The following is a 19,585-nucleotide window of genomic DNA, read 5'->3' as shown; positions in this document are numbered from 1 at the left end:
GCCCAATCCCTCGGCGTCAGCCCACTGGTTGAACTCCCCGGGCAGGCCTCCACCCGCGGTATGAGAGCCTACTTGGCCTGGACGTCCGCGATTCTCAGCTTCGCAACATTCTCGGCGAGTACGCGGCGGGCATCCTCACCCAGGTTCGAATCGGTGATGAGCTCGTCGGCTTCTTCCAACTGGGCAATGGAGGCTATGCCCACTACGCCCCACTTGCTGTAGTCGGCCAGGACCACAGTGCTGCGGGCCGATGCCATGAACGCCCGGTCCGTTTCGGCCTCGAGCAGGTTGGGGGTGGTGAAACCGGCTTGTGCGTCCATGCCATGGACACCAAGGAACAGGACATCCAGATGAAGCTGCTTGAGCGAGGACGTCGCAATCGGCCCCACCAACGCGTCCGACGGCGTGCGCTCGCCGCCAATCAGGATGACGGTGGAGCCGAACCGGGCCGGCCCTGATGAAGACCCATGATGGAAGAGATCGGCAATCCGCACGGAGTTGGTGACAACTGTGATCCGGGGACCATGGACGAGCTCCTGCGCCAACGCCCATGTGGTGGTTCCTGCGCTGAGCCCGATCGCCATGCCTTCGTGGACCAGCGAGGCAGCCTCGACCGCAATGGCATGCTTTTCCGCGGTCAGCTGTGTGGACTTGAGCTCAAAGCCGGGCTCGTGGGTGCTGGCATCGCCGGGAAGTTTGGCCCCGCCGTGGATGCGCTCCACCCGGCCCGTTTCCTCGAGGGCTTCGATATCGCGCCTCACGGTCATGGGAGAGACTCCCAACAGCTGGGCGAGGTCCGATACCCGCACAACGCGCTCGCGCTGGACGGCATCGATGATGGCGGAGTGGCGTGCTGCCTGAAGCATCAGGGCCTTTCTGGAGAGCCTCATCAAACATGAGGCTGATTCTGGCTCCAGTCTAGGACGCGACGCTGCTGCGGGGTGGCAAATGCCGTCGCGGCGTCGTCACGATCCTTTTGAACGCACGACGGCGCCGCTCACCGTGGGAGGGGAGCGGCGCCGTCGACCAGTGGGACCGGGTGACGCTACTTACGCAGCGATTCCGCGATCTGGGTCATGATGCCCGGGTCTGCCAGGGTGGTGGCGTCGCCGGTGTCGCGGCCTTCTGCGATGTCCTTCAGGAGGCGGCGGACAATCTTGCCCGAGCGGGTTTTCGGCAGTTCCGGCACGATCAGCAACTGCTTGGGTTTGGCGATCGGGCCGATCTCCTTGCCCACGTGGTTGCGGAGTTCCAGGATGGTCTCTTCACCGTTGTTCACGGCGTCACCGCGGAGGATGACGAACGCGACGATCGCCTGCCCGGTTGTCTCATCGGCGGCACCAACCACGGCGGCTTCAGCGACGGAGGGGTGCGAGACGAGGGCGGACTCGATCTCCGTGGTGGAGAGGCGGTGGCCGGAGACGTTCATGACATCGTCCACGCGACCCAGGAGCCAGACGTCGCCGTCTTCGTCCTTCTTGGCGCCATCGCCGGCGAAGTACATGGTGTCGAAACGGGACCAGTAGGTGTCTTTGAAGCGCTCCGGATCGCCCCAGATGCCGCGAAGCATGGAGGGCCAGGGTTCGCGGACCACGAGGTAGCCGCCTTCGCCGTTGGCCACGGACTCGCCGGTTTCGTCCACCACGTCCACGGCGATGCCGGGCAGCGGAACCTGTGCGGAGCCGGGCTTTGTGGCGGTGACGCCGGGCAGCGGGGCGATCATCTGCGCGCCGGTTTCGGTCTGCCACCACGTGTCCACGATCGGGGCGGGGTGTTCCTTCTTTTCGCCGTTCTTGCCGGCGTTTCCGCCGATGACTTCGCGGTACCACATCCACGCTTCGGGGTTGATGGGTTCGCCCACGGAACCCAGGACGCGGATGGAGGACAGATCGTACTTGCCCGGGATCTCCCGTCCCCACTTCATGAACGTGCGGATGGCCGTAGGGGCGGTGTACAGGATGGAGACTTTGTACTTCTCCACGATTTCCCACCAGCGGCCCTGGTGCGGGGAGTCCGGGGTGCCCTCATACATGACCTGGGTGGCGCCGTTGATCAGCGGCGCGTAGGCGACGTACGAGTGGCCGGTGACCCATCCGACGTCGGCGGTGCACCAGTACACATCCGTTTCAGGGTGGAGATCGAACACAGCCTTGTGCGTGTACGCGGTCTGCGTGAGGTAACCGCCGGTGGTGTGCAGGATGCCCTTGGGCTTGCCGGTGGTGCCGGAGGTGTAGAGGATGAACAGCGGATGTTCGGAGTCATGCCCGACGGCGGTGTGCTCGGTTGCTGCCTTGTCAACGGTGTCGCTCCACCAGAGGTCGCGGCCTTCCACCCAGTTGACGTCCTCGCCATTGCGCTTGACCACGACGACGTTGTTCACAGAGTGCCCGCCGGTGTTTTCCATGGAGCTGAGTGCTTCGTCCACGGCCGGCTTCAGCGGGCTGGGCTTGCCGCGGCGGTAGGTGCCGTCCCCGGTGACCACGAGCTTGGCCTCGGCGTCCTCGATCCGGGACCGGAGCGCGTCTGCGGAGAAGCCGCCGAATACCACGGAGTGCACGGCACCGATCCGGGCGCAGGCCAGGAGCGTGATGACGGCCTCGGGGATCATCGGCAAATAGACGGCCACGCGGTCACCCTTGGCCACGCCGAGGGATTCGAACGCGTTCGCTGCCTTCTTGACCTCTTCGGTCAGCTCCGCATAGGTGTACGTGCGCGTATCGCCGGGCTCGCCTTCGAAGTAGATGGCAACGCGGTCTCCCAAGCCGTTCTCCACATGGCGGTCCAGCGCGTTGTAGGCAGCGTTAACCTCACCGCCAACGAACCACTTGGCGAACGGCGGATCCGACCAATCCAAAGGCTCGCCGAAGTCTTTGTCCCAGCTCAACAGCTCACGGGCCTGCTTGGCCCAAAACGCGGGACGGTCCGCTTCGGCCTCTTTATACTCATCGGCGGTAGCCACGGCGTTCGCGGCAAATTCAGGTGATGGCGGGAATTTACGGTTCTCGTGGAGCAAATTCTCGAGAGCCTCGACGTGCGGTGCCCGACCGTTCTGCGGCGTCGACGCTGCAGCGGTGGTCGTGGATCCGGTGGTGTCCTGGGACATGGTGAACCTCATCATTCATCGATCTTTGCTGCGCGGACGCCGCCGGCTAAGTCCGCACTCCGGCCGTGAGCCGTTGTAGTGCGTCCCGCGGAGGATCCGCAGAGTGCTGTCCGTCTTCAACATTATCGCTTCGGGAGGTCCTACGTGTGCGTGGTCACAAATGGGTCAGCGAGCGGTACGGATTCGGCGACGAATGGCTGCTTTGGTTGTCAGGAAACGTTTACATGACGACGATTGGCAACGCTTGTTTGTAAGGAACCTTGGAGTTTCCTGTGGACGGCGCAGCGTGGCCGATTTCAGCTAGAAGACTGTCAGTGGCGTGGCATAGGCTGAATAAGTCTTGGGACGCATCGTCAGGTGTGCCCGGTTTTCCGCGGAAACCCTGCGGAAAATACCGGTCCGGACTGTCCAAGGCGCCGCCGTACGAAGGAGAAATAGATGAACCAGCTGAGCCCAGGCCCGCACGACTCACACCCAACGGGACCGGACACCGCGGCTGGAAAGGCGAACGACGCCGGTACCACCACTGCTGCGAAGTCCGCCTCAGGCGCACCCACCAAATACGAGGCGGTTGCCGGCCCTTTCACCATTCGTGACCTCACGGTTTTCGGTTCTGTACTCCTGATGTTCATCGCCTCGCTGCTGCCCATGTTCGGTGGCCGCTTCAACCTGTGGAACCTGGACAACCTTTTCTTCCTGCTCCTGGGAATCATCCTGCCGGTAGTGGTTGTGGCGCTTTTCGTTGCCCGTCGGCTGCAGCCCGGGACCATTGTCCGCGTCGGCTCGCTGTCGATTGACCAGTTCGCTTCCGTGACCGCTGCATTCGCGGTGCCGCTGTTCTTCCTGACGATCGTCGACTCCTTCAACGGCAGTGTCCTGCTGGGCCTGGTGGGTTCCGTGGGTCTGCTGGCGGCCACCGTTCTGGCCCCGCATCTGCCATTGCTGTCCGCTGATTTCAAGGGCCGCGCTGAAACGCCGGCGCACATTGTTGCCCGCCAGGCAGCGATTCCCACCCGTAAACCCGCTGCCCCGAAGCCCCCCAAGGAACCCAAAGCGCCGAAGCAGGCCAGCGGTCTCTCGACGCCTGGCTCCCAAGCAACGGGGTATCAGGCACAGAGTGCAGGTTCTGCCGGTTCCCATCCGTATGCTCCGCCAGCCGGTGCGAGCCCCTACGCTCCACCAGCCACCTCCGGCCCCGCTGCTCCGGGCCCAACTGGTGGGCCCGCCGTCGTGCATTCGGCTGATGCCGCGCCTGCTACGGAAGCTCAAGCTGCCGCCCCGGCTGCTGGTCCCTCGCCCGTCGCTGCCGCCCCAACCGCCGCAGCCCCGGCTGCATCCGGGTCGGCCGCCCAGGCGTCACCGGCAGAGCCTTCACCGGCCGAGCCCGACGTCGTCGTGGAAAACCCGGTCGTGGAAAACCCGGTCGTAGGAAACTCGGGAGAACCGCAGTCGCCGACACAGGCACCGGCCACTACCCAGCACGCCCAGCAACCCGCTGCCCAGCAACCGGCCTCCCAGGCGCCCGGCAATGACCGCGGATGGGCTGCCACCATGGCCACGCCTATCGTGTCCCCGAATACCCGTTCCGTGAGCGACTCCATTGGTGCCACCGTGGATCCGTCCAGCCGACCTGATGACTCCGGGTCCTCTCCTGCCTATGAAGCCTTCTGGTTTGCCGTAGCCCAGCCCCGAACTGCGTATGACGAACGGACAGGTGCTCCGGCGTTCACCATTGAGCCGGGCGGTTGGGTTCTGGCGCTCGAGGACCGTGGCGACGAATTCCTGGTTCAGGACACCGATGGCAAGGTTGGGGTCCTGCGGGAGCTCAGCAATATCGAACGCGGCTGAGACCGACGCTGTGGCCATCGCTGAAGCTGGTTCCCTCCTCGCCCTGAAACGCCGGGCACGCAAGATCAACAGGATCCTGGCAGACAAATACCCTTATGCCCACGCGGAGCTGGATTTCCGGAACCCGTTCGAGCTTGTGGTGGCTACGGTCCTCTCAGCCCAGACTACGGACGTGCTGGTCAACCAGGTCACCAAGATCCTGTTTGCCCGCTACCCTGACGCTCGTGCCTTGGCGGAAGCGGACCCTGCTGAGCTGGAATCGATCCTGCAGCCCACTGGTTTCTTCAGGGCAAAGGCCAGGAACGTCCTGGCTCTTAGTACCCGCTTAGTGGACGAGTACGACGGCGAGGTTCCGGGTCGCCTTGAGGATCTGGTGACGCTTCCGGGCGTCGGGCGGAAAACAGCCAACGTGGTCCTCGGGAACGCCTTTGGTGTCCCCGGAATTACTGTTGATACGCACTTCGGGAGGCTGGCACGCCGTTTCGGGTGGACGGTATCCGATGATCCCGTGAAGATCGAATTCGACGTCGCTGAGCTCTTTGAACCACGCGACTGGACCATGCTTTCGCATCGCGTGGTCTTCCACGGCCGGAGGATATGCCACGCTAAGAAACCGGCCTGTGGAGCGTGTCCGGTCGCCAGCCTCTGTCCCAGCTATGGCGACGGCGAGACGGACCCTGTCAAGGCTGCAAAGTTGTTGAAGTACGAGCTCGCGCCCGGCAACGAGGCCCTGTTGGAGAAGTTGCTGGCCGAGACGCACAGGGCGGCGGAGATCCGGATGGAATCACAGAGGAGGCCCGGGTGACCGCGTTTGAGGACCTTGCCACGCTGGTAGCGCGCTTTGAAGCCGGCGAGCAGCAGCATTCTTCCCATTGGTCGCAGTTGCCCGTCACGCCGGAAACCAATCGCGCCGCAGCCGTGCTGATGCTCTTTGGTGTGCTGGACAACATCCCGGCAGAATCCGGACGCCCCTTTGCGCCAGCAGACCTCGACGTCCTCCTGCTTGAACGGGCCCACACCCTGGACGACCATCCGGGGCAGGTAGCGTTTCCGGGCGGGAGCGTGGATCCGGAGGATGATTCCGTCGTGTCCGCCGCCTTGCGTGAGGCTGTGGAAGAGACCGGGCTGGACGTCAGAGGCGTGAAGGTGCTGGGCGTCATCCCCGAGCTCGGGCTGATCCGCAGCAATTTCCGGGTGACACCCGTACTTGCCTGGTGGGACTCGCCATCACCCGTTCGCGTGGTCGATTACGCTGAGTCCGCCCAGGTGTTCCGGGTACCGGTTCGGGATCTCCTGGACCCCGTCAACCGGGTAACCGCCACTCTTTCCCGCTTCGGCCGGACTTTCAGGAGTCCGGGCTTTACGGTCAACGGCGTCGTGGTCTGGGGCTTTACCGGGATGGTACTCAGCGGTTTGTTCGACGAACTGGGATGGACGGTCCCCTGGGACCAGGAGAAGCTGTACGAGATCGAGCTTTAGCAGCTCCGCCGCAGGCGCCGTTCAGGCCGCCCGTCGGTTCGCCGTCGAGCGGTCCACGATCAGCCCTGTTGCGGCGTTTTCACGCACTGCATTAATGCCGTCCACCACGCCTTTGAGATGTTTGAACGTTGGTGACTCCGCTACAACCGTTCCGTCCGCCGCTGTAAGGCGAAACCGGTACGAGCCGTCGGTGTCTTTGAGAATTTCGAACCTGCCAGCCATTTTGTGCTGTCCCCCTTGATGCTTCCTTGCAACAGTCGTGGGCCGGTGTGCCGGTCCCACCTAGAGAACGTATCCAGAAGCCGGCGGGAAAGGAAGTTACTTGGCGGTACTGGTCATGGAATTGTCATGCACCATCACACTGCGGAATGTGACTGGCTTGTTCTGAGGGTGGCAGCTAATCTGGGCCGCTCTCTACTCCATCTACTCCGTCGACGGCGAAGGGGGGAATGATCAACTTGGCAGCATTCGGCGAGGCTCGGGGATAGGGGAGCTGTGCAACGCTGCCTGGAGGCTGGCCTCGGTCTCGACGAGCCGACGAAGTTCCATGCTTTGAAGGGCCTCGACATCCAGGGGCTCTACACCGGGCATTTCTGCGAGGCTTTTAATCCACGCCTGGCCAGCCACGCTGTCGTGTTGTTCCCCGAGGAGACGCTGCAGGACCATGGATGGTTGGATGATCACCGTGGCGCCCGCACCCAGGACCTGGGCCACAGCCTCCACGGAATACCGCAATACTTTGATGTCCTTTCGCGCGCCGTGGAGCACTTCGTTGCGTTCCGCTTCATCAGGATGCCCGCTGTCCGCTTCCAGGCTTCGTTTCGTACTGTCCAAGCTCTTTTGGACCGTCTCCCAACGCGGCTGCAGGAGTTCTGCCACCTCGAGGAGACTGGGGTGGTTGTCAATCTCCCGTGCCGCCGAATGGGCCGTTCCAGGAAGCAGGGCTTGCCGGGTGGCCCGGACGATTCCCTGCCAACGCTTTCCGGTCCCGATGCGGGTAGCCATTTCGTTGCTGCCGGCCAGGAGCTGATTCACGGCTTCATGGAGTGCTTCCGGCGACAACCAGGCTTCTGACGCGTCCAGCCATAGCGCCATACGCTGGGACAGAACGTATGCGTCGCGGGCTTCGCCGAGCGAGCGAGCCAGCCACCGGACGTCCCGGCCCGTGGCCTCAGGGACGTCAGGGAGAACGGATTTGTAGCAGGAAAGGACAGAACGGAGCCGTCGAAGGGCCAGCCGGGCGCCGTGGACCGCCTCCTGGTCAGCAGCGCCAACCAACGGCAAGCAGCCCTCCAGCTCAGCAAGTTGGAAAGCGATGTACGAATCCACGGAATCACGCACGTCCGAACCCACGTGGCCAGTTTCCCCCGGACGGCCGGGGCGGACAAGCGGGCGCCTACTTCGCTTTGTCGTAAGAATCGACGACGGCGACACTCACCGGGAATTCGACCGGAATCCGGCCGAACATCAGCTCTTTCGCTGCGTTTGCGGACTCCTCGATCGCCTGGATACAGGCTTCTACGGCTTCTTCCTGGGCATGGACCATCACTTCGTCGTGGAGGAAGAAGACGAGTTCCCCTGAGGGTAAGCCTTCGGCATCCAAGGCCCGCAGCCGCCGTCGTAATTCCGCCAACCAGCAGGAAGCCCATTCCGCGGCCGAACCCTGGACCACGAAGTTTCGCGTGAAGCGGCCACGAGAGCGCGCCAGGTTGTCGGCCCGCCGCTGCTCCTCGGCCGTGGTGGACTGTTGGCTCCGCAACCAGCCCTGGGACGGGGGTGGGCTGCTTCGTCCCAAACGGGTGGTGACGGTCCTGCCCGCCTCGCCTTCCCTGGCTGCTTGCTCCACAAAGCCCACCGCTCGCGGATACGTCCGTGCCAGTTGCGGCATGAGCCTGCCCGATTCACCGGTGGTGGCGCCGTAAATGGCGCCGAGGAGCGCAACCTTAGCCTTGGACCGATCCCCGCCGAACCCTTGTGCTGCTATGCCTGCGTAAAGGTCCTTGTCGCGTGCGGCCTCGGCCATTTTTGTGTCTTGGGCGAGCGCTACAAGGACGCGGGGTTCCAGTTGGGAGGCATCGGCGACGATGAGCTTGTGGCCAGGGTCCGCACGGACTGCGGCCCGGATATTTCGGGGAATCTGCAAGGCACCTCCGCCGCGTGAGGCCCATCTTCCGGACACCACGCCTCCCACCACGTACTCGGGATGGAACCGGCCATCCTGGACCCAGGCATCCAGCCAGGCCCAACCATTCGCGGTGTGCAGGCGGGAGAGCTTCTTGTACGCAAGCAGAGGCTGGATCGCAGGATGTTTGGACTCCTGAAGCTCCCATTGCCGGGTGCTTTTGACTTCGATTCCGTTCCGATGAAGGGCCCGCATAAGGTCCTGAGGGGAGTCCGGGTTCAGCCCTGGTGATGTGAGGATCTCGCGTAGCTCGTTGCACAGCATCTCAAGTGCCGGGGGCCTGTGGCCAAGTGGGGGACGAGGCCCCAGGACGTCGGCAAGGATTTGCTCGTGCACCTCTTCCCGCCATGGAACACCGGCCTGCTGCATTTCCACCGCAACGATTGCACAGGCGGACTCGGCCGCGAGCAGCAATTGCAGGCGCTGCTTTCGTTGGTCGTCTGCAGGGACCTGGGCGATCGCGTGCTGTTGCGCAGCAAACTGTTCCCGCAGTTCAGCCAGCCCCGGACTTTTGGACGTCGGGGTGAAGTCGTCAAAGAGTGCGCCTTGATCGGCGGGCGGGGGTGGGGGCTGCAGTGCCCGGGGCGGCGTTGAATCGTCGTCCTGCGTCAGCTTTTCTGCGTTCTTTGCGTAGTCTGTGTGCGCCGTGAAAGAGGAGTGCGCCAGGATAGCTCCGCAGAGAACGAGGTCGTGGCAGCGTTCCAGCTTCACGCCGTTCCTCAGGAGCTCCGGGTAGAAGTCCTGCGCGCGATGCCACACCCAGCGGGGCCGCTGGCTTTCCAGTTCACTAACGACGCCGGGCAACTCACCTCGCGTGACGACGCGGGGGTCGGTGGTGGCGTTCCCCGTGGGAGAGACTCTTTGTATGGCTGCGCCGTCCGGATGGGCGGCGAGCAGCAAATACATGGTTTCCATTCTGCCCTGTGGGAATACACCAACTGTTCCTCCACACCCCTTGTTTGGGCCGGTTTGTCCACATGGGGCGTTTGAGAGCTTATGTTCCAGGGTTCGACGCCGGGAAAGTGGCTTCATGAGCAAGCGACATCTTGGGCACAGACGGTCCGGCAACGAACTCCCGGGGCAGGCTGCGGACGATTCCTGGATGCCGGGGGAAGCTGCCGATATCCTCCTCGTCACCGGCGACGCCTATCTTCAGGAGGAGGCGCGAAGAATCGTCGCTGCCGCAGGTGGCAGCCTCCAGTTGGCTGCCGACGTCGGAGCGGCAATGCAGGGCTGGGATGGTGCCGACGTAGTCCTGGTGGGCAGCGACATCCGCGAGTTGCCGCCTCGAAGACAGGCGCCCACTGTACTACTGGGCAGGTCTGTTGAGGGCGACGGTTTGTGGCGGCTGGCTGCTGCCCTGGGCGCAGAGCGCGTAGCTGTCCTGCCCGAGGCCGCAAACTGGTTGGCCGAGTACTTAAGTGTGTCCGGTTCGCCGGAACCTGGCGGGTTTGTTGTCGGGATTGTGGGCGGCTGCGGCGGGGCTGGAGCCTCCACCACAGCAATTTGGCTTGCCCAGGCAGCGGCGGGCCACGGCGTCAGCACCATCCTGATGGACGGAGATCCCCGGGGCGGCGGCCTGGAACTGGCAATCACCGTTCAAGAGTTGGCCGGCCTGCGCTGGCCGGACTTCGCCGAAACGCGGGGAAGCATTGATCCTATCCAATTCAGGGACTCCCTGCCGGTGGCTGGCGGCTTCGCGTTCCTGTCCTGGCCGGGTACACGTGCAGCGTTCACAACACCGGATGCCGGTTCTGTGGCCGCTGTCATGGATGCCGCGCGACGTAGTTTCGAACTCGTGGTGGTGGACATTGGCCGAAGTGAGGACTGCCTGCGAACCTTTGCGTGGGACTGCGAGAGGATCCTTTTGATGACCACAGCCCACCTGAAACCGGCTGTTGCCGCGGCACGCATCCTCAATGAGTTGCCACCCCTGGATACGGGATTGGTGGTCCGGGGTGGTGGCCGTTCTGCCGTTGATGCGCAACTCATTGCCGAGTCGTTGGGACTGCCGCTGTTGGGGATTCTTCCGGAGATTCGAGGAGCAGCCGCAGGGACCGAACTCGGTCGGCTCCTTGATCTGGGGCGTCGCAAGTCCGTGAACCGGTTCGCCCGGGGCGTGCTGGAATTGAACGGCATGGTTGAATGACCCGTCAGGACAGAAGCGCGCAAACCTTCACCCGGACACCCTTCACCGCGGGGCGCCGGAGTCAGAGCCGTCGGTTGGACTCCGTCCTTCTTGAAACTGTCCGGGAGTCTGTCCTCTCGGGAAACGGGCCAGTAACACCCTCCACGGTTGCGGCCGCCGTACAGGCCAGCGGCAAACTGTTGGGTACCGCCGGAGCGCTGGAAGCCGCAGAATCCATCAATGCTGAATTGAATGGCCTGGGGCCCCTGCAGCAGCTTGCGCACGATCCCTCGGTCACAGACATCTTCGTCAATGGCCCGGAGTCCGTCTGGCTCGACCGGGGACGCGGCCTGGAACGGTCCCCGGTGCATTTCGATTCTGAACTGCAAGTCAGGGCGCTGGCCGCAAGGCTGGTTTCTGCAGGTGGTCGACGGCTGGACGACGGCTCTCCCTGCGTAGATGTCAGGCTCAAAGGCGGCTATCGCGTGCATGCAGTTCTGGCGCCGATATCAACCGCGGGGACTCTGTTATCGATTCGAATTCGACGCGAAGAAACCTTCACAATGGCTGAACTGCGCGAAGGTGGCATGTTCGATCACCAGATCGAGGCTCTTCTCCGCGCGATTGTGGAGCGGCGCCTCAGCTTCCTGGTCAGCGGTGCCACGGGATCAGGGAAGACCACACTCCTGTCCACCATGCTTGGGCTGTGCCACCCGTCCGAACGATTGGTATTGATCGAGGATGCCGCCGAACTCAACCCTGTCCACCCGCACGTACTCACGCTCGAATCGCGCCATGGAAACCTTGAGGGAGGTGGAGCGATGGATCTTGGCGAGTTGGTACGTCAAGCCCTTCGTATGCGTCCGGACCGGCTCATTGTGGGGGAGTGCCGCGGCGCCGAAGTCCGCGAGTTGCTCACCGCGCTCAATACCGGTCATACAGGCGGTGGAGGAACGATCCACGCCAACACGGCGGAAGCAGTTCCGGCACGACTGACAGCCCTCGGCGCGCTCGCAGGGTTGAACGCCGAGGCCGTAAGGCTGCAGGTCTCAAGTGCATTGGACGTTGTGATTCATGTGGAACGGACGCCTTTGGGCCGGAAAGTAGGCTCGATCGGTCTGCTGAGTGACTCCTTGCATGGCCAACGAGTAGTGACTGCACTGCAATGGAGCCCCGAAGGCCTGGTGCATGGACCAGCGTGGGCGGAGCTGAGTTTACGGCTTGCTCCTGGACTATCCGGGGAGGCGGACTTATCTTTACAGGGCCTGACCGTCGGCTCGGACGTGCCCGCAGTGACGGGCCTGGACTTGTGATCCCCACCCTGGTTCTAGCACTGGCGTTGGCGGCATTGCTCCAGCTCAAGCCGCCCCAGGCAGGCAGTCGCCGAATGCGGGCGAGACTGGCCAAGCCCCCACCCCTGAGCGGGACCGGTGTTCGGAAAGAGCACGCAACACCAGGAGCGGGCAAAAGGCCGTGGCGCCGGCTCTGGTGGACAAAGGTAGAACCCCTCTCCCTGGTGGTGCTGGTGCAGCAGCTCGCTGCACTCATGCGAGGAGGACGCGGACAATCGCAGCTTTGGGAAGAATTATGGCTCGTCCACGGCTCGGGACAGGGTTTGGAGGCCCAGGCGAGGACTACAACCCACCGTCCGACCCCGGGAATCTCAGTGGAATCGGCCAGGGTGCTGGCTTCAGCGCGGGCAGCCTCAACCATTGGAAACTCCCCAGCAGAGGCCATTCGCAACACCTCCGCGAAGGTCTATCCCGGCCGGGGAAGCACAGAACGCCGCATCTGGATGGAATTGGCTGCATGCCTCGATGTAGCCGAAACCAGCGGCTGTCCACTCGCAGAGCTCCTCACCCGGTTCGCAGCACAGCTCGAGGCTGAGGAGGATTCTGAAGCAGCGCGTCAAACTGCCCTCGCTGGACCCAAAGCCACTGTGAGGCTGTTGTCCTGGCTCCCGGTCCTTGGCTTGGTACTGGGTATGGCCCTCGGAGTGGACCCGTTGGGAATCCTACTGGGTAATGTCCTGGGAGTGGCCACTCTGGTCAGTGGCCTTCTGCTGACCGTTGCAGGGCGTGTGTGGTCCTCCCGACTCGTCGCTTCAGCGGTCGGGGCCACATGATGCTGTCTGCGCTCGTGGCAGTACTGGCTCTGGCAGCGTTTGTGGGATTCGCCAGGCCTGCAGGGCTTCGAAACCGGATGTACGCAAGTTTGGCCGAGGACCCCAACTCCAAGGACGACCCCAGCCTTCAACCGGAGGCCGCCACTGCCGGGGACGGGCTTCGCGACACGGCGATGATGCTGGAACTCGTAGCTTCCATGCTGGATGCAGGTGCCGGAATCGGACGGGCACTGGAACTGATTTCCCTTTGTGCCGCACCGAAAATCAGCCAGGATCTCCGTCCCGTCGTCGCTGCGCTGGCCATGGGGGCCGACTGGGAGGCTGCCTGGCGAAACCCTACGCGGCGTCAGCCCGAGGTAGCGCGCTTGAAGGATGCTCTGTCTTTCGCCGCATTGACCGGTGCGCCCTCGGCTTCCATTCTTTACGCCCAAGCAGCCAGGGAACGCCGCGAGCAATTCCGGGCCGCTGAGAAGCGAGCTGCCGCCCTGGGAGTGAAGCTTGTGGTTCCCCTGGGCCTTTGTTCCTTGCCGGCCTTCATTTGCCTGGGAATCGTGCCCGTCCTCATCGCCATGCTCCCGGCTGGATAAGGGAAGGGCATCAGCGCATGCGCGTCTCTTCCTCGACAGGCCTCTCTCTTCCTCCACAACCAGTCCCAGCGGGTCTTTATCCACTTGGATGAACCAGGGGCTTCAGGGGCGGCCCGAGTCAGGGAAGAGTCGATGTCACCCGGCAGACCTGCCGGATCATTTGAAAGGAACACACTATGGAAACTCCCTCGAGCACCCTCCCCGCCCGGCGCTCCGGGCGACGGAACGGTTCGCGTGCGCTGACGCCAACTCCGGCGGGTGTTGCATCAGTGGGAAATGGCAGCGGTCAGGATGAGGCGCCACAAAACAAGAGTGGCAACCGCGCGGGTGTGCAGTTCGGGATTGAACAGAATGGGATTGACCGGCGTGGAATTGACCAGCGTGGGATGGAGCAGTTGGGGATCGAGCTGTTCAACCCAGTAGAACCTCACGGCCAGGCCGCAATCCCGCGGTTGGACAACCAACGGGTTGGGACAGCTTGGACCAGCAAGTGGACCAACTACCTGCGCTGGCGTACACCCAGCAGGATCCGCCGACGGGCCAGCTCGAAGCCGACCACTGCCAGTCAGACCACTCTCAGCCAGACAAAGCAGAACACTCTCAGCCAAACCATCCCCAGGCGGACCCCTCTCAGGCAGACGACCCTCAGGCGAACCCCGCTCATGGGGTCCGAAAGCGGAATGGCGACGGCGGAATACGCCATAGCAACGCTAGCGGCCGTGGGGCTCGCTGGTTTGCTGGTGGTTATCCTACGGAGCGAGGAAGTGCGGGGATTCCTGCTCAACCTGGTTCGCACCGCGCTGTCCTTGCCATGACCTCGTTGGCGCCTCTCCCAATCAAGCTGGTGTCTCTCCCAATCAAGCTGGTGCCTATCCCAATCAAGCTGTCGCGTCTGCCAATCAAGCTGTCGCGTCTCCCAATCAAGCCGGTGACTCTCCCAATCAAAATGCCCGCAAGACAGAAGCAACGTGGTGCCGTGACAGCTGAGTTCGCAGTCGCTCTGCCGGCGGTGATTTTGCTGTTCGCCTTCTTGTTGGCTGCCGGTGCAGCAGGGATAACGCAGCTGCGGTTGGAGGAGGCGGCCAGGGCCGGTGCTCGAAGCCTTGCGCGGGGTGAGAGTTCCGGCGAAGTGCAGGGCATCGTCAGGCGCTTGGCGGGCGAGGGAGCCGCTGTGGGGGTGGCAAGCGACGGCGATTGGGTGACTGTGACAGCCTCCGCAGCGGCAGGAGGTTCGCTGGGCTCACTGATCCCCTGGACGTTGACGGCTTCGGCGTCTGCCCGCGGTGAAGCAGCTGGGGCATCTGTTCGGAGCGACGCGAGCGACCTGCCGGTGGCCTCGGTGGTCGGTGCACCGCAACTAGCATCACCCGAACTGTCGTCACCCGAACTGGGATCACCGCCACTGGCATCACCGCGGAACATGCCACCGGGGGATACTGCCTCACGGGTTGCGGCGAACCCTTGGATTCCGTTGTGAGGGTGCGCTGCCTACCACTGCTGCGAACCCTCAAGGGGCGTCCTGTAGCGTCAAACCCCGAGCAAGGATCCGGCACAATTCTGGCTCTAACACTGGGGTTTGTAGTCTTGGCGTTGCTTGCCGGGCTGCTGCTTCTTGCCCAAGCGGGGGTCATGGCGTCGCGGGCTGCGTCGGCAGCAGACCTGGCAGCTCTCGCTGCGGCCGATGCTGCGCGTGGAATAGCCTCGGGTGATCCTTGTGCCGTGGCGGCCGGCGTGGCAGGCCAGCAGGGTGCCACAGTGACAGCCTGCGACGTCGTCCGGGGCGAAGTGGTGGAGGTCGCCACCGAACTGGAACAACCGTTCCTCTTCGGCAGGGCTACAGGCAGGGCGCGGGCTGGGCCCCCTCCATAGGCAAGGGGCTGGGCCGCCTCCTTAGCCGAGCGGGCTGGGACGTCGTGTTGGTTGGGACTGCCCCGGGCTAGACCGCGTCTTTCAAGAGGACATCCAGAAGTGTGATGGCGGCTGCCTTGTCCAGTGGGTTGTTCTTGTTGCCGCATTTTGGCGACTGCACACAGGACGGGCAGCCGGCTTCGCATTCGCACGCCTTGATGGCCTCCCGGGTGGCTGTAAGCCACACCTTGGCCTTCTCAAAGCCGCGCTCGGCAAAACCGGCGCCACCGGGGTGCCCGTCGTAGACGAAGATCGTTGGCACCCCAGTGTCAGCATGCAGGGCGGTGGAGACACCGCCAATGTCCCAACGGTCGCTGGACGCCACCAGCGGAAGGAGGCCGATCGCCGCGTGCTCCGCCGCATGCAAAGCGCCGGGGAACTGCGCTTCCACCAGACCGGCACCATGCAACGACCTATTGTCCACAACGAACCACACCGCCTTGGTAAACAGGTCCCTTGCCCCGAGATCGAGCGGCTCCTCGCCCAGGATCTCGTTCGATATCAATGCCTTGCGCTGGAAGGAAACCACTTGGGTTGTGACCTTTACGTCCCCAAAGTGCGCCGTGATGTCGCCCCACTGAACCGAACGCAAGGTTTCCAGGACTTCGATCTGCGTTACATCCCGGGCTGTGGTGTAGAAATCGGGGTTCACGCGCCTCACTATGACGCAGTGGTCGGCCTCGTTGAGTTCCTCCACCAGGTAACTGTCCCCCTGATGGACATAGATCGCTCCGGTGTGGGCCTGATAGTGCGTTTGCGGCGAGTCCATCGTGCCCAAAAGGGAACCAGTCCCGGCGTCGACGATGCTCACGGGTCCGCCACCGTCGGCCCGCAGATTTACCATTCCGGCTGCACTCTCCGGATGGGTCCAGAACCATCCGGCCGGGCGTTTGCGGAGATATCCCTGCACGACGAGCCGGTCAAGGAGGCTTTCCGCTGTGGGCCCGAAGAGTTCGAGCTCAGACGGACCTACGGGCAACTCCGCTGCTGCCGCGCACAGGTGAGGTCCCAGGACGTACGGGTTTCCCGGATCAAAGACAGTGGCCTCGACCGACACATCGAAGATGGCTTCCGGATGGTTCACAAGGTAAGTATCCAAGGGGTCGTCGCTTGCCACGAACGCCGCTATGGCATCCTGGCCAGCCCTTCCTGCGCGTCCAATCTGTTGGAAGAGCGAGGCCCTGGTCCCGGGCCAGCCGGCGACCAAAACCGCGTCAAGCCCGGAGATATCGATTCCGAGTTCCAAGGCAGAGGTACTGGAAACCCCCAGCAGCTGTCCGGACCGCAACGCCTTTTCCAAGGCACGCCGTTCTTCAGGCAGGTACCCGGAACGGTAGGCCGCCACGCGGCTGGGCAAGCTGGGATCCACCTCGTCCAGGAGCCGCTTGGTGATGGACGATATCGATTCAGCACCGCGCCGGGACTTGATAAAGGCAATGGTCCGTACCCGCGAGGAAACAAGGTTTGCCAGGATATCGGCTGTTTCGGCCACGGCAGTCCGCCGTTGCTTCGCTCCATTTTCGCCCTTGACGTCTGTCAAGGCTGGCTCCCAGAACGCCACGGTTGTAGAGCCATGTGGAGAACAGTCTTCGGAAACTTCCCTCACTGGAGCACCGATGAGCCGCCCGAAGGAGACAGCGGGCTCGGAAGCAGTGGCAGAGGCGGCGATGAATACGGGCTCAGGGAAGGAGCTCCCGGCGCCGTAGTAGGCGCAGATCCGGCGAAGGCGCCTCATGAGGTTGGCTACGTGCGAGCCGAAAACACCCCGGTAACTGTGCGCCTCATCCACGATCACATAGCGCAGCCTGCGGAAGAACCGTGCCCACCACGCGTGGTTGGGCAGAATGCCAAAGTGCAGCATGTCCGGGTTTGCCAGGATGAAATTGGCATGGTCGCGGATCCAACGGCGCGACGCGACATCGGTGTCGCCGTCGTATGTTTCTGCTCGAACCGTAGGGAGCTTCAGCGCACGGATGGCCGCCAATTGGTCGGCCGCCAGTGCCTTCGTGGGGGACAAATAAAGTGTCACGGCACCGTCGTCGTGGATCTTTCCGGGCTCGGACAATACGCGCAGCTCCGAGCGGTGGATCGCGTCCAGTGCGGGTAGTTGGTAGGCGAGCGATTTCCCTGAGGCGGTCCCCGTTGCGATTACCACATGCTGGCCCGCCTGGGCGAGGTTGGCGGCCTGGACCTGGTGTCGGTACGGTTCGTGGATGCCCAGGGAGCCGTAGGCCTGGACGATGTCCGGGTGCACCCATTCGGGCCACGGTTCGTTGACGGCCTTGCGGGCAGGGATGGTGTGGACATGGCGCAACTGTTCCGGGTCCGGGGTCCGGCCCAGCAGGGAGATCAGCGAATTTGGTGCATCCACCAAATCATTCTGTCACTCTGCGGCGGCGCCTACGGCGGCACCCGAAGGGACCGGCGTCGACGAGGGCCGTTAAACAAGCGTTCTCACGCTACGGAAAGGTCCGAACCCTCACCGGTGCTCACTGACATCATCAGAACGTGGCACACAACGTCCCACCCCAGGTGGGAGTAGAGCTTCTGGCCGTCCAAGGATGCGAGGAGGAGGCCGTTTTGGACGTCGTGCTCAAAGGCCTGGGCGGCAAGGGCCTTCATGATGAAGCTACCCAGGCCACGCCGCTGAAAGGCAGGCTCAGTAACGATCTTGTCGAAGACTGCAGTGCCGTTCACCACGAACACCCGGCCGCTGGCAGCAACTTGCTCTCCCGAGTGGACCACCGCGTGGTGGACTCCGTTGGATTCTGAAGTGGCAAGTTCCAGGTCGTCATCCGGCAGCCAGGGATCCTCGGCGTCCTGGGTTTCCATGTCCACGATCATCATGGTCTGGGAGGCCGAGTTGACGTTCAACCCATGCTGTTCGGCCAAGTACTTATAACGCTGGACGTCATTGGTGAGTATCGTCAGAATCCGTGTCTCGGCTTCCGCGGTCTTCGCTGCGAGGGCGGCAAACTCTTCGTCGGACGGATCATGGGCGAAGTACTCCCAGTCACCGGTTTTATCGGCGCGCAGCGCGGCAGGGAAGCGTCCCTCTTGACGTGACTCGTAGCCCCGGCAGCCGGACCAGCCGGCCACCCAGACTTCCAAGAGGTGCGCGATGTCTTCAACCAAGGCGTCTGGACTCATGTAGAGAGACTATGCCAGCGCCCGGGGAAGCAACAGAGGGCGGTCAGGGGAAGAATCCGTGCTTATGAAATTGTGACTTCGGCGCTGGGAGCGTGTCAGGTTTCTCCGGGCCTTCAGTGCATCCGTAAGCGTAGCGCAGCGGATTTTAGTACACCCAGTACCCTTTAATAGTGGCTTTGAACCGAATTGTGCTTTTCTATGGCTTTACCCCGATCGCCGACCCCGACGCCGTGCGTCTGTGGCAGCGTGCCCTCTGCGAGAAACTGGGGCTCACCGGCCGGATCCTGATCTCCAAGGACGGTATTAACGCCACGGTTGGCGGCGAGCTCAACAACATGAAGCAGTACGTGAAAACCACGCGCGAATACAAGGGCTTCCATGACATCGACTTCAAGTGGTCCGAGGGCGGGGCTGCCGATTTCCCACGCCTCAGCGTTAAGGTCCGCGACGAAATAGTTTCCTTCGGGGCTCCCGGTGAGCTGAACGTCGACGAAAAGGGCGTGGTGGGCGGAGGCAAGCATCTCCAGCCTGAAGAACTTCACTCCCTGGTGGACGCAAAGAAAGCGGACGGGGAAGAGGTGGTTTTCTTCGACGGCCGCAACGCCTTCGAGGCGCAGATCGGCAAATTCAAGGACGCCATCGTTCCGGACGTCGCCACTACGCACGACTTCATCAAGGAACTCGAATCCGGCAAGTATGACGCCCTCAAGGACAAGCCCGTTGTCACTTACTGCACGGGCGGCATCCGCTGCGAGGTGCTCTCAAGCTTGATGGTCAACCGCGGTTTCAAAGAGGTGTACCAGCTCGATGGCGGCATTGTCCGCTATGGCGAAACCTTCAAGGACAAGGGCCTCTGGGAGGGGTCGCTCTACGTATTCGACAAACGCATGCACGTGGAGTTCAGCGACGAAGCCAAGACCATCGGCGAGTGCGTTCGCTGCGCCTCGCCCACCAACAAGTTCGAGAACTGCTCCAACCTGAGCTGCCGGACGCTGACTCTCTACTGTGCAGAATGTGCCTCAAGTCCTGAAACCCTTCGCTGCCCCGGAGGCTGCGAAGCCGCCTGAGCTCCAAC

General features: G+C 63.0%; 17 protein-coding genes and 1 pseudogene. 11 read left to right on the top strand and 7 right to left on the bottom strand.

Features of this window, described 5'->3' with window-relative positions; all coding sequences use genetic code 11:
• Nucleotides 1-68 precede the first annotated feature (68 nt).
• Both AC6I99_RS17940 and acs read right to left on the bottom strand, forming a co-directional pair.
• Complete coding sequence (locus AC6I99_RS17940) at nt 69-866, bottom strand: DeoR/GlpR family DNA-binding transcription regulator (RefSeq protein WP_216927051.1); 798 nt, start codon at nt 864-866, stop codon at nt 69-71.
• 179 nt (nt 867-1,045) lie between these two features.
• Entirely contained in the window at nt 1,046-3,103 is a 2,058-nt protein-coding gene (gene acs, locus AC6I99_RS17935) for an acetate--CoA ligase (protein WP_497946956.1), read from the bottom strand.
• A 438-nt stretch (nt 3,104-3,541) separates the two neighbouring features.
• Between acs and AC6I99_RS17930 the strand changes: the two genes are divergently transcribed.
• The 3 genes from AC6I99_RS17930 to AC6I99_RS17920 are packed head-to-tail and all read left to right on the top strand — an operon-like array spanning nt 3,542 to nt 6,430.
• Complete coding sequence (locus AC6I99_RS17930; protein WP_497944449.1) at nt 3,542-4,951, top strand: hypothetical protein; 1,410 nt, start codon at nt 3,542-3,544, stop codon at nt 4,949-4,951.
• A gap of 10 nt (nt 4,952-4,961) precedes the next feature.
• Entirely contained in the window at nt 4,962-5,756 is a 795-nt protein-coding gene (gene nth / locus AC6I99_RS17925; RefSeq protein WP_224088849.1) for an endonuclease III, read from the top strand.
• Complete coding sequence (locus AC6I99_RS17920; RefSeq protein WP_497944450.1) at nt 5,753-6,430, top strand: NUDIX hydrolase; 678 nt, start codon at nt 5,753-5,755, stop codon at nt 6,428-6,430. The genes nth and AC6I99_RS17920 overlap by 4 nt, the downstream gene beginning before the upstream one ends.
• Before the next feature lie 21 nt (nt 6,431-6,451).
• Here AC6I99_RS17920 and AC6I99_RS17915 read toward each other — a convergent pair whose 3' ends face one another.
• The 3 genes from AC6I99_RS17915 to AC6I99_RS17905 form a co-directional block, all read right to left on the bottom strand.
• Nucleotides 6,452-6,652, bottom strand: a complete 201-nt coding sequence (locus tag AC6I99_RS17915; RefSeq protein WP_442003434.1) for a YegP family protein — start codon at nt 6,650-6,652, stop codon at nt 6,452-6,454.
• A gap of 231 nt (nt 6,653-6,883) precedes the next feature.
• Nucleotides 6,884-7,783, bottom strand: a complete 900-nt coding sequence (locus AC6I99_RS17910) for a CHAD domain-containing protein (protein ID WP_497944451.1) — start codon at nt 7,781-7,783, stop codon at nt 6,884-6,886.
• Nucleotides 7,784-7,826: 43 nt separating this feature from the next.
• The gene (locus AC6I99_RS17905) at nt 7,827-9,518 is read right to left on the bottom strand and encodes a bifunctional 3'-5' exonuclease/DNA polymerase (RefSeq protein ID WP_497944452.1); all 1,692 of its coding nucleotides are present in this window, start codon (nt 9,516-9,518) and stop codon (nt 7,827-7,829) included.
• Between the two features lie 124 nt (nt 9,519-9,642).
• Here AC6I99_RS17905 and ssd point away from each other — a divergent pair, with 124 nt between their 5' ends.
• The 7 genes and pseudogenes from ssd to AC6I99_RS17870 all read left to right on the top strand — a co-directional run bounded on the left by ssd (nt 9,643) and on the right by AC6I99_RS17870 (nt 15,321).
• Nucleotides 9,643-10,761, top strand: a complete 1,119-nt coding sequence (gene ssd / locus AC6I99_RS17900; RefSeq protein WP_497961415.1) for a septum site-determining protein Ssd — start codon at nt 9,643-9,645, stop codon at nt 10,759-10,761.
• The gene (locus AC6I99_RS17895; protein ID WP_497944454.1) at nt 10,758-12,053 is read left to right on the top strand and encodes a TadA family conjugal transfer-associated ATPase; all 1,296 of its coding nucleotides are present in this window, start codon (nt 10,758-10,760) and stop codon (nt 12,051-12,053) included. The genes ssd and AC6I99_RS17895 overlap by 4 nt, the downstream gene beginning before the upstream one ends.
• A 74-nt stretch (nt 12,054-12,127) precedes the next feature.
• A complete protein-coding gene (locus AC6I99_RS17890) occupies nt 12,128-12,865 on the top strand; it encodes a type II secretion system F family protein (RefSeq protein ID WP_497944455.1) in 738 nt (245 codons plus the stop codon).
• Entirely contained in the window at nt 12,862-13,452 is a 591-nt protein-coding gene (locus AC6I99_RS17885; RefSeq protein ID WP_309925086.1) for a type II secretion system F family protein, read from the top strand. Before AC6I99_RS17890 ends, AC6I99_RS17885 begins: the two co-directional genes overlap by 4 nt.
• A 650-nt stretch (nt 13,453-14,102) precedes the next feature.
• Nucleotides 14,103-14,267 (top strand): annotated as a pseudogene (locus AC6I99_RS17880) (DUF4244 domain-containing protein); the annotation flags it as partial.
• Between the two features lie 161 nt (nt 14,268-14,428).
• A complete protein-coding gene (locus AC6I99_RS17875; RefSeq protein WP_497944456.1) occupies nt 14,429-14,929 on the top strand; it encodes a TadE family type IV pilus minor pilin in 501 nt (166 codons plus the stop codon).
• A 2-nt stretch (nt 14,930-14,931) separates the two neighbouring features.
• Complete coding sequence (locus AC6I99_RS17870) at nt 14,932-15,321, top strand: Rv3654c family TadE-like protein (RefSeq protein WP_497946958.1); 390 nt, start codon at nt 14,932-14,934, stop codon at nt 15,319-15,321.
• A 67-nt stretch (nt 15,322-15,388) separates the two neighbouring features.
• Here the strand turns inward: AC6I99_RS17870 and AC6I99_RS17865 are convergent, their stop codons facing one another.
• Both AC6I99_RS17865 and AC6I99_RS17860 read right to left on the bottom strand, forming a co-directional pair.
• Nucleotides 15,389-17,731 (bottom strand): DEAD/DEAH box helicase, encoded by a 2,343-nt coding sequence (locus AC6I99_RS17865; protein ID WP_497944457.1) that lies wholly within the window; start codon nt 17,729-17,731, stop codon nt 15,389-15,391.
• An 83-nt stretch (nt 17,732-17,814) separates the two neighbouring features.
• Nucleotides 17,815-18,510, bottom strand: a complete 696-nt coding sequence (locus tag AC6I99_RS17860; RefSeq protein ID WP_497944458.1) for a GNAT family N-acetyltransferase — start codon at nt 18,508-18,510, stop codon at nt 17,815-17,817.
• 170 nt (nt 18,511-18,680) lie between these two features.
• Between AC6I99_RS17860 and trhO the strand changes: the two genes are divergently transcribed.
• Complete coding sequence (gene trhO / locus AC6I99_RS17855) at nt 18,681-19,577, top strand: oxygen-dependent tRNA uridine(34) hydroxylase TrhO (protein ID WP_497944459.1); 897 nt, start codon at nt 18,681-18,683, stop codon at nt 19,575-19,577.
• Nucleotides 19,578-19,585: the final 8 nt, after the last annotated feature.

This window comes from Arthrobacter sp. TmtSoilC77 (assembly GCF_059739415.1).
This window is presented reverse-complemented; position numbering and strand designations above follow the sequence as displayed.

Coding starts and splice junctions, on each gene's coding strand:
- AC6I99_RS17940 (WP_216927051.1), bottom strand. CDS start 866: ATGCTTCAGGCAGCACGCCACTCCGCCATCATCGATGCCGTCCAGCGC.
- acs (WP_497946956.1), bottom strand. CDS start 3,103: ATGTCCCAGGACACCACCGGATCCACGACCACCGCTGCAGCGTCGACG.
- AC6I99_RS17930 (WP_497944449.1), top strand. CDS start 3,542: ATGAACCAGCTGAGCCCAGGCCCGCACGACTCACACCCAACGGGACCG.
- AC6I99_RS17915 (WP_442003434.1), bottom strand. CDS start 6,652: ATGGCTGGCAGGTTCGAAATTCTCAAAGACACCGACGGCTCGTACCGG.
- AC6I99_RS17905 (WP_497944452.1), bottom strand. CDS start 9,518: ATGTATTTGCTGCTCGCCGCCCATCCGGACGGCGCAGCCATACAAAGA.
- ssd (WP_497961415.1), top strand. CDS start 9,643: ATGAGCAAGCGACATCTTGGGCACAGACGGTCCGGCAACGAACTCCCG.
- AC6I99_RS17895 (WP_497944454.1), top strand. CDS start 10,758: ATGACCCGTCAGGACAGAAGCGCGCAAACCTTCACCCGGACACCCTTC.
- AC6I99_RS17890 (WP_497944455.1), top strand. CDS start 12,128: ATGCGGGCGAGACTGGCCAAGCCCCCACCCCTGAGCGGGACCGGTGTT.
- AC6I99_RS17885 (WP_309925086.1), top strand. CDS start 12,862: ATGATGCTGTCTGCGCTCGTGGCAGTACTGGCTCTGGCAGCGTTTGTG.
- AC6I99_RS17860 (WP_497944458.1), bottom strand. CDS start 18,510: ATGAGTCCAGACGCCTTGGTTGAAGACATCGCGCACCTCTTGGAAGTC.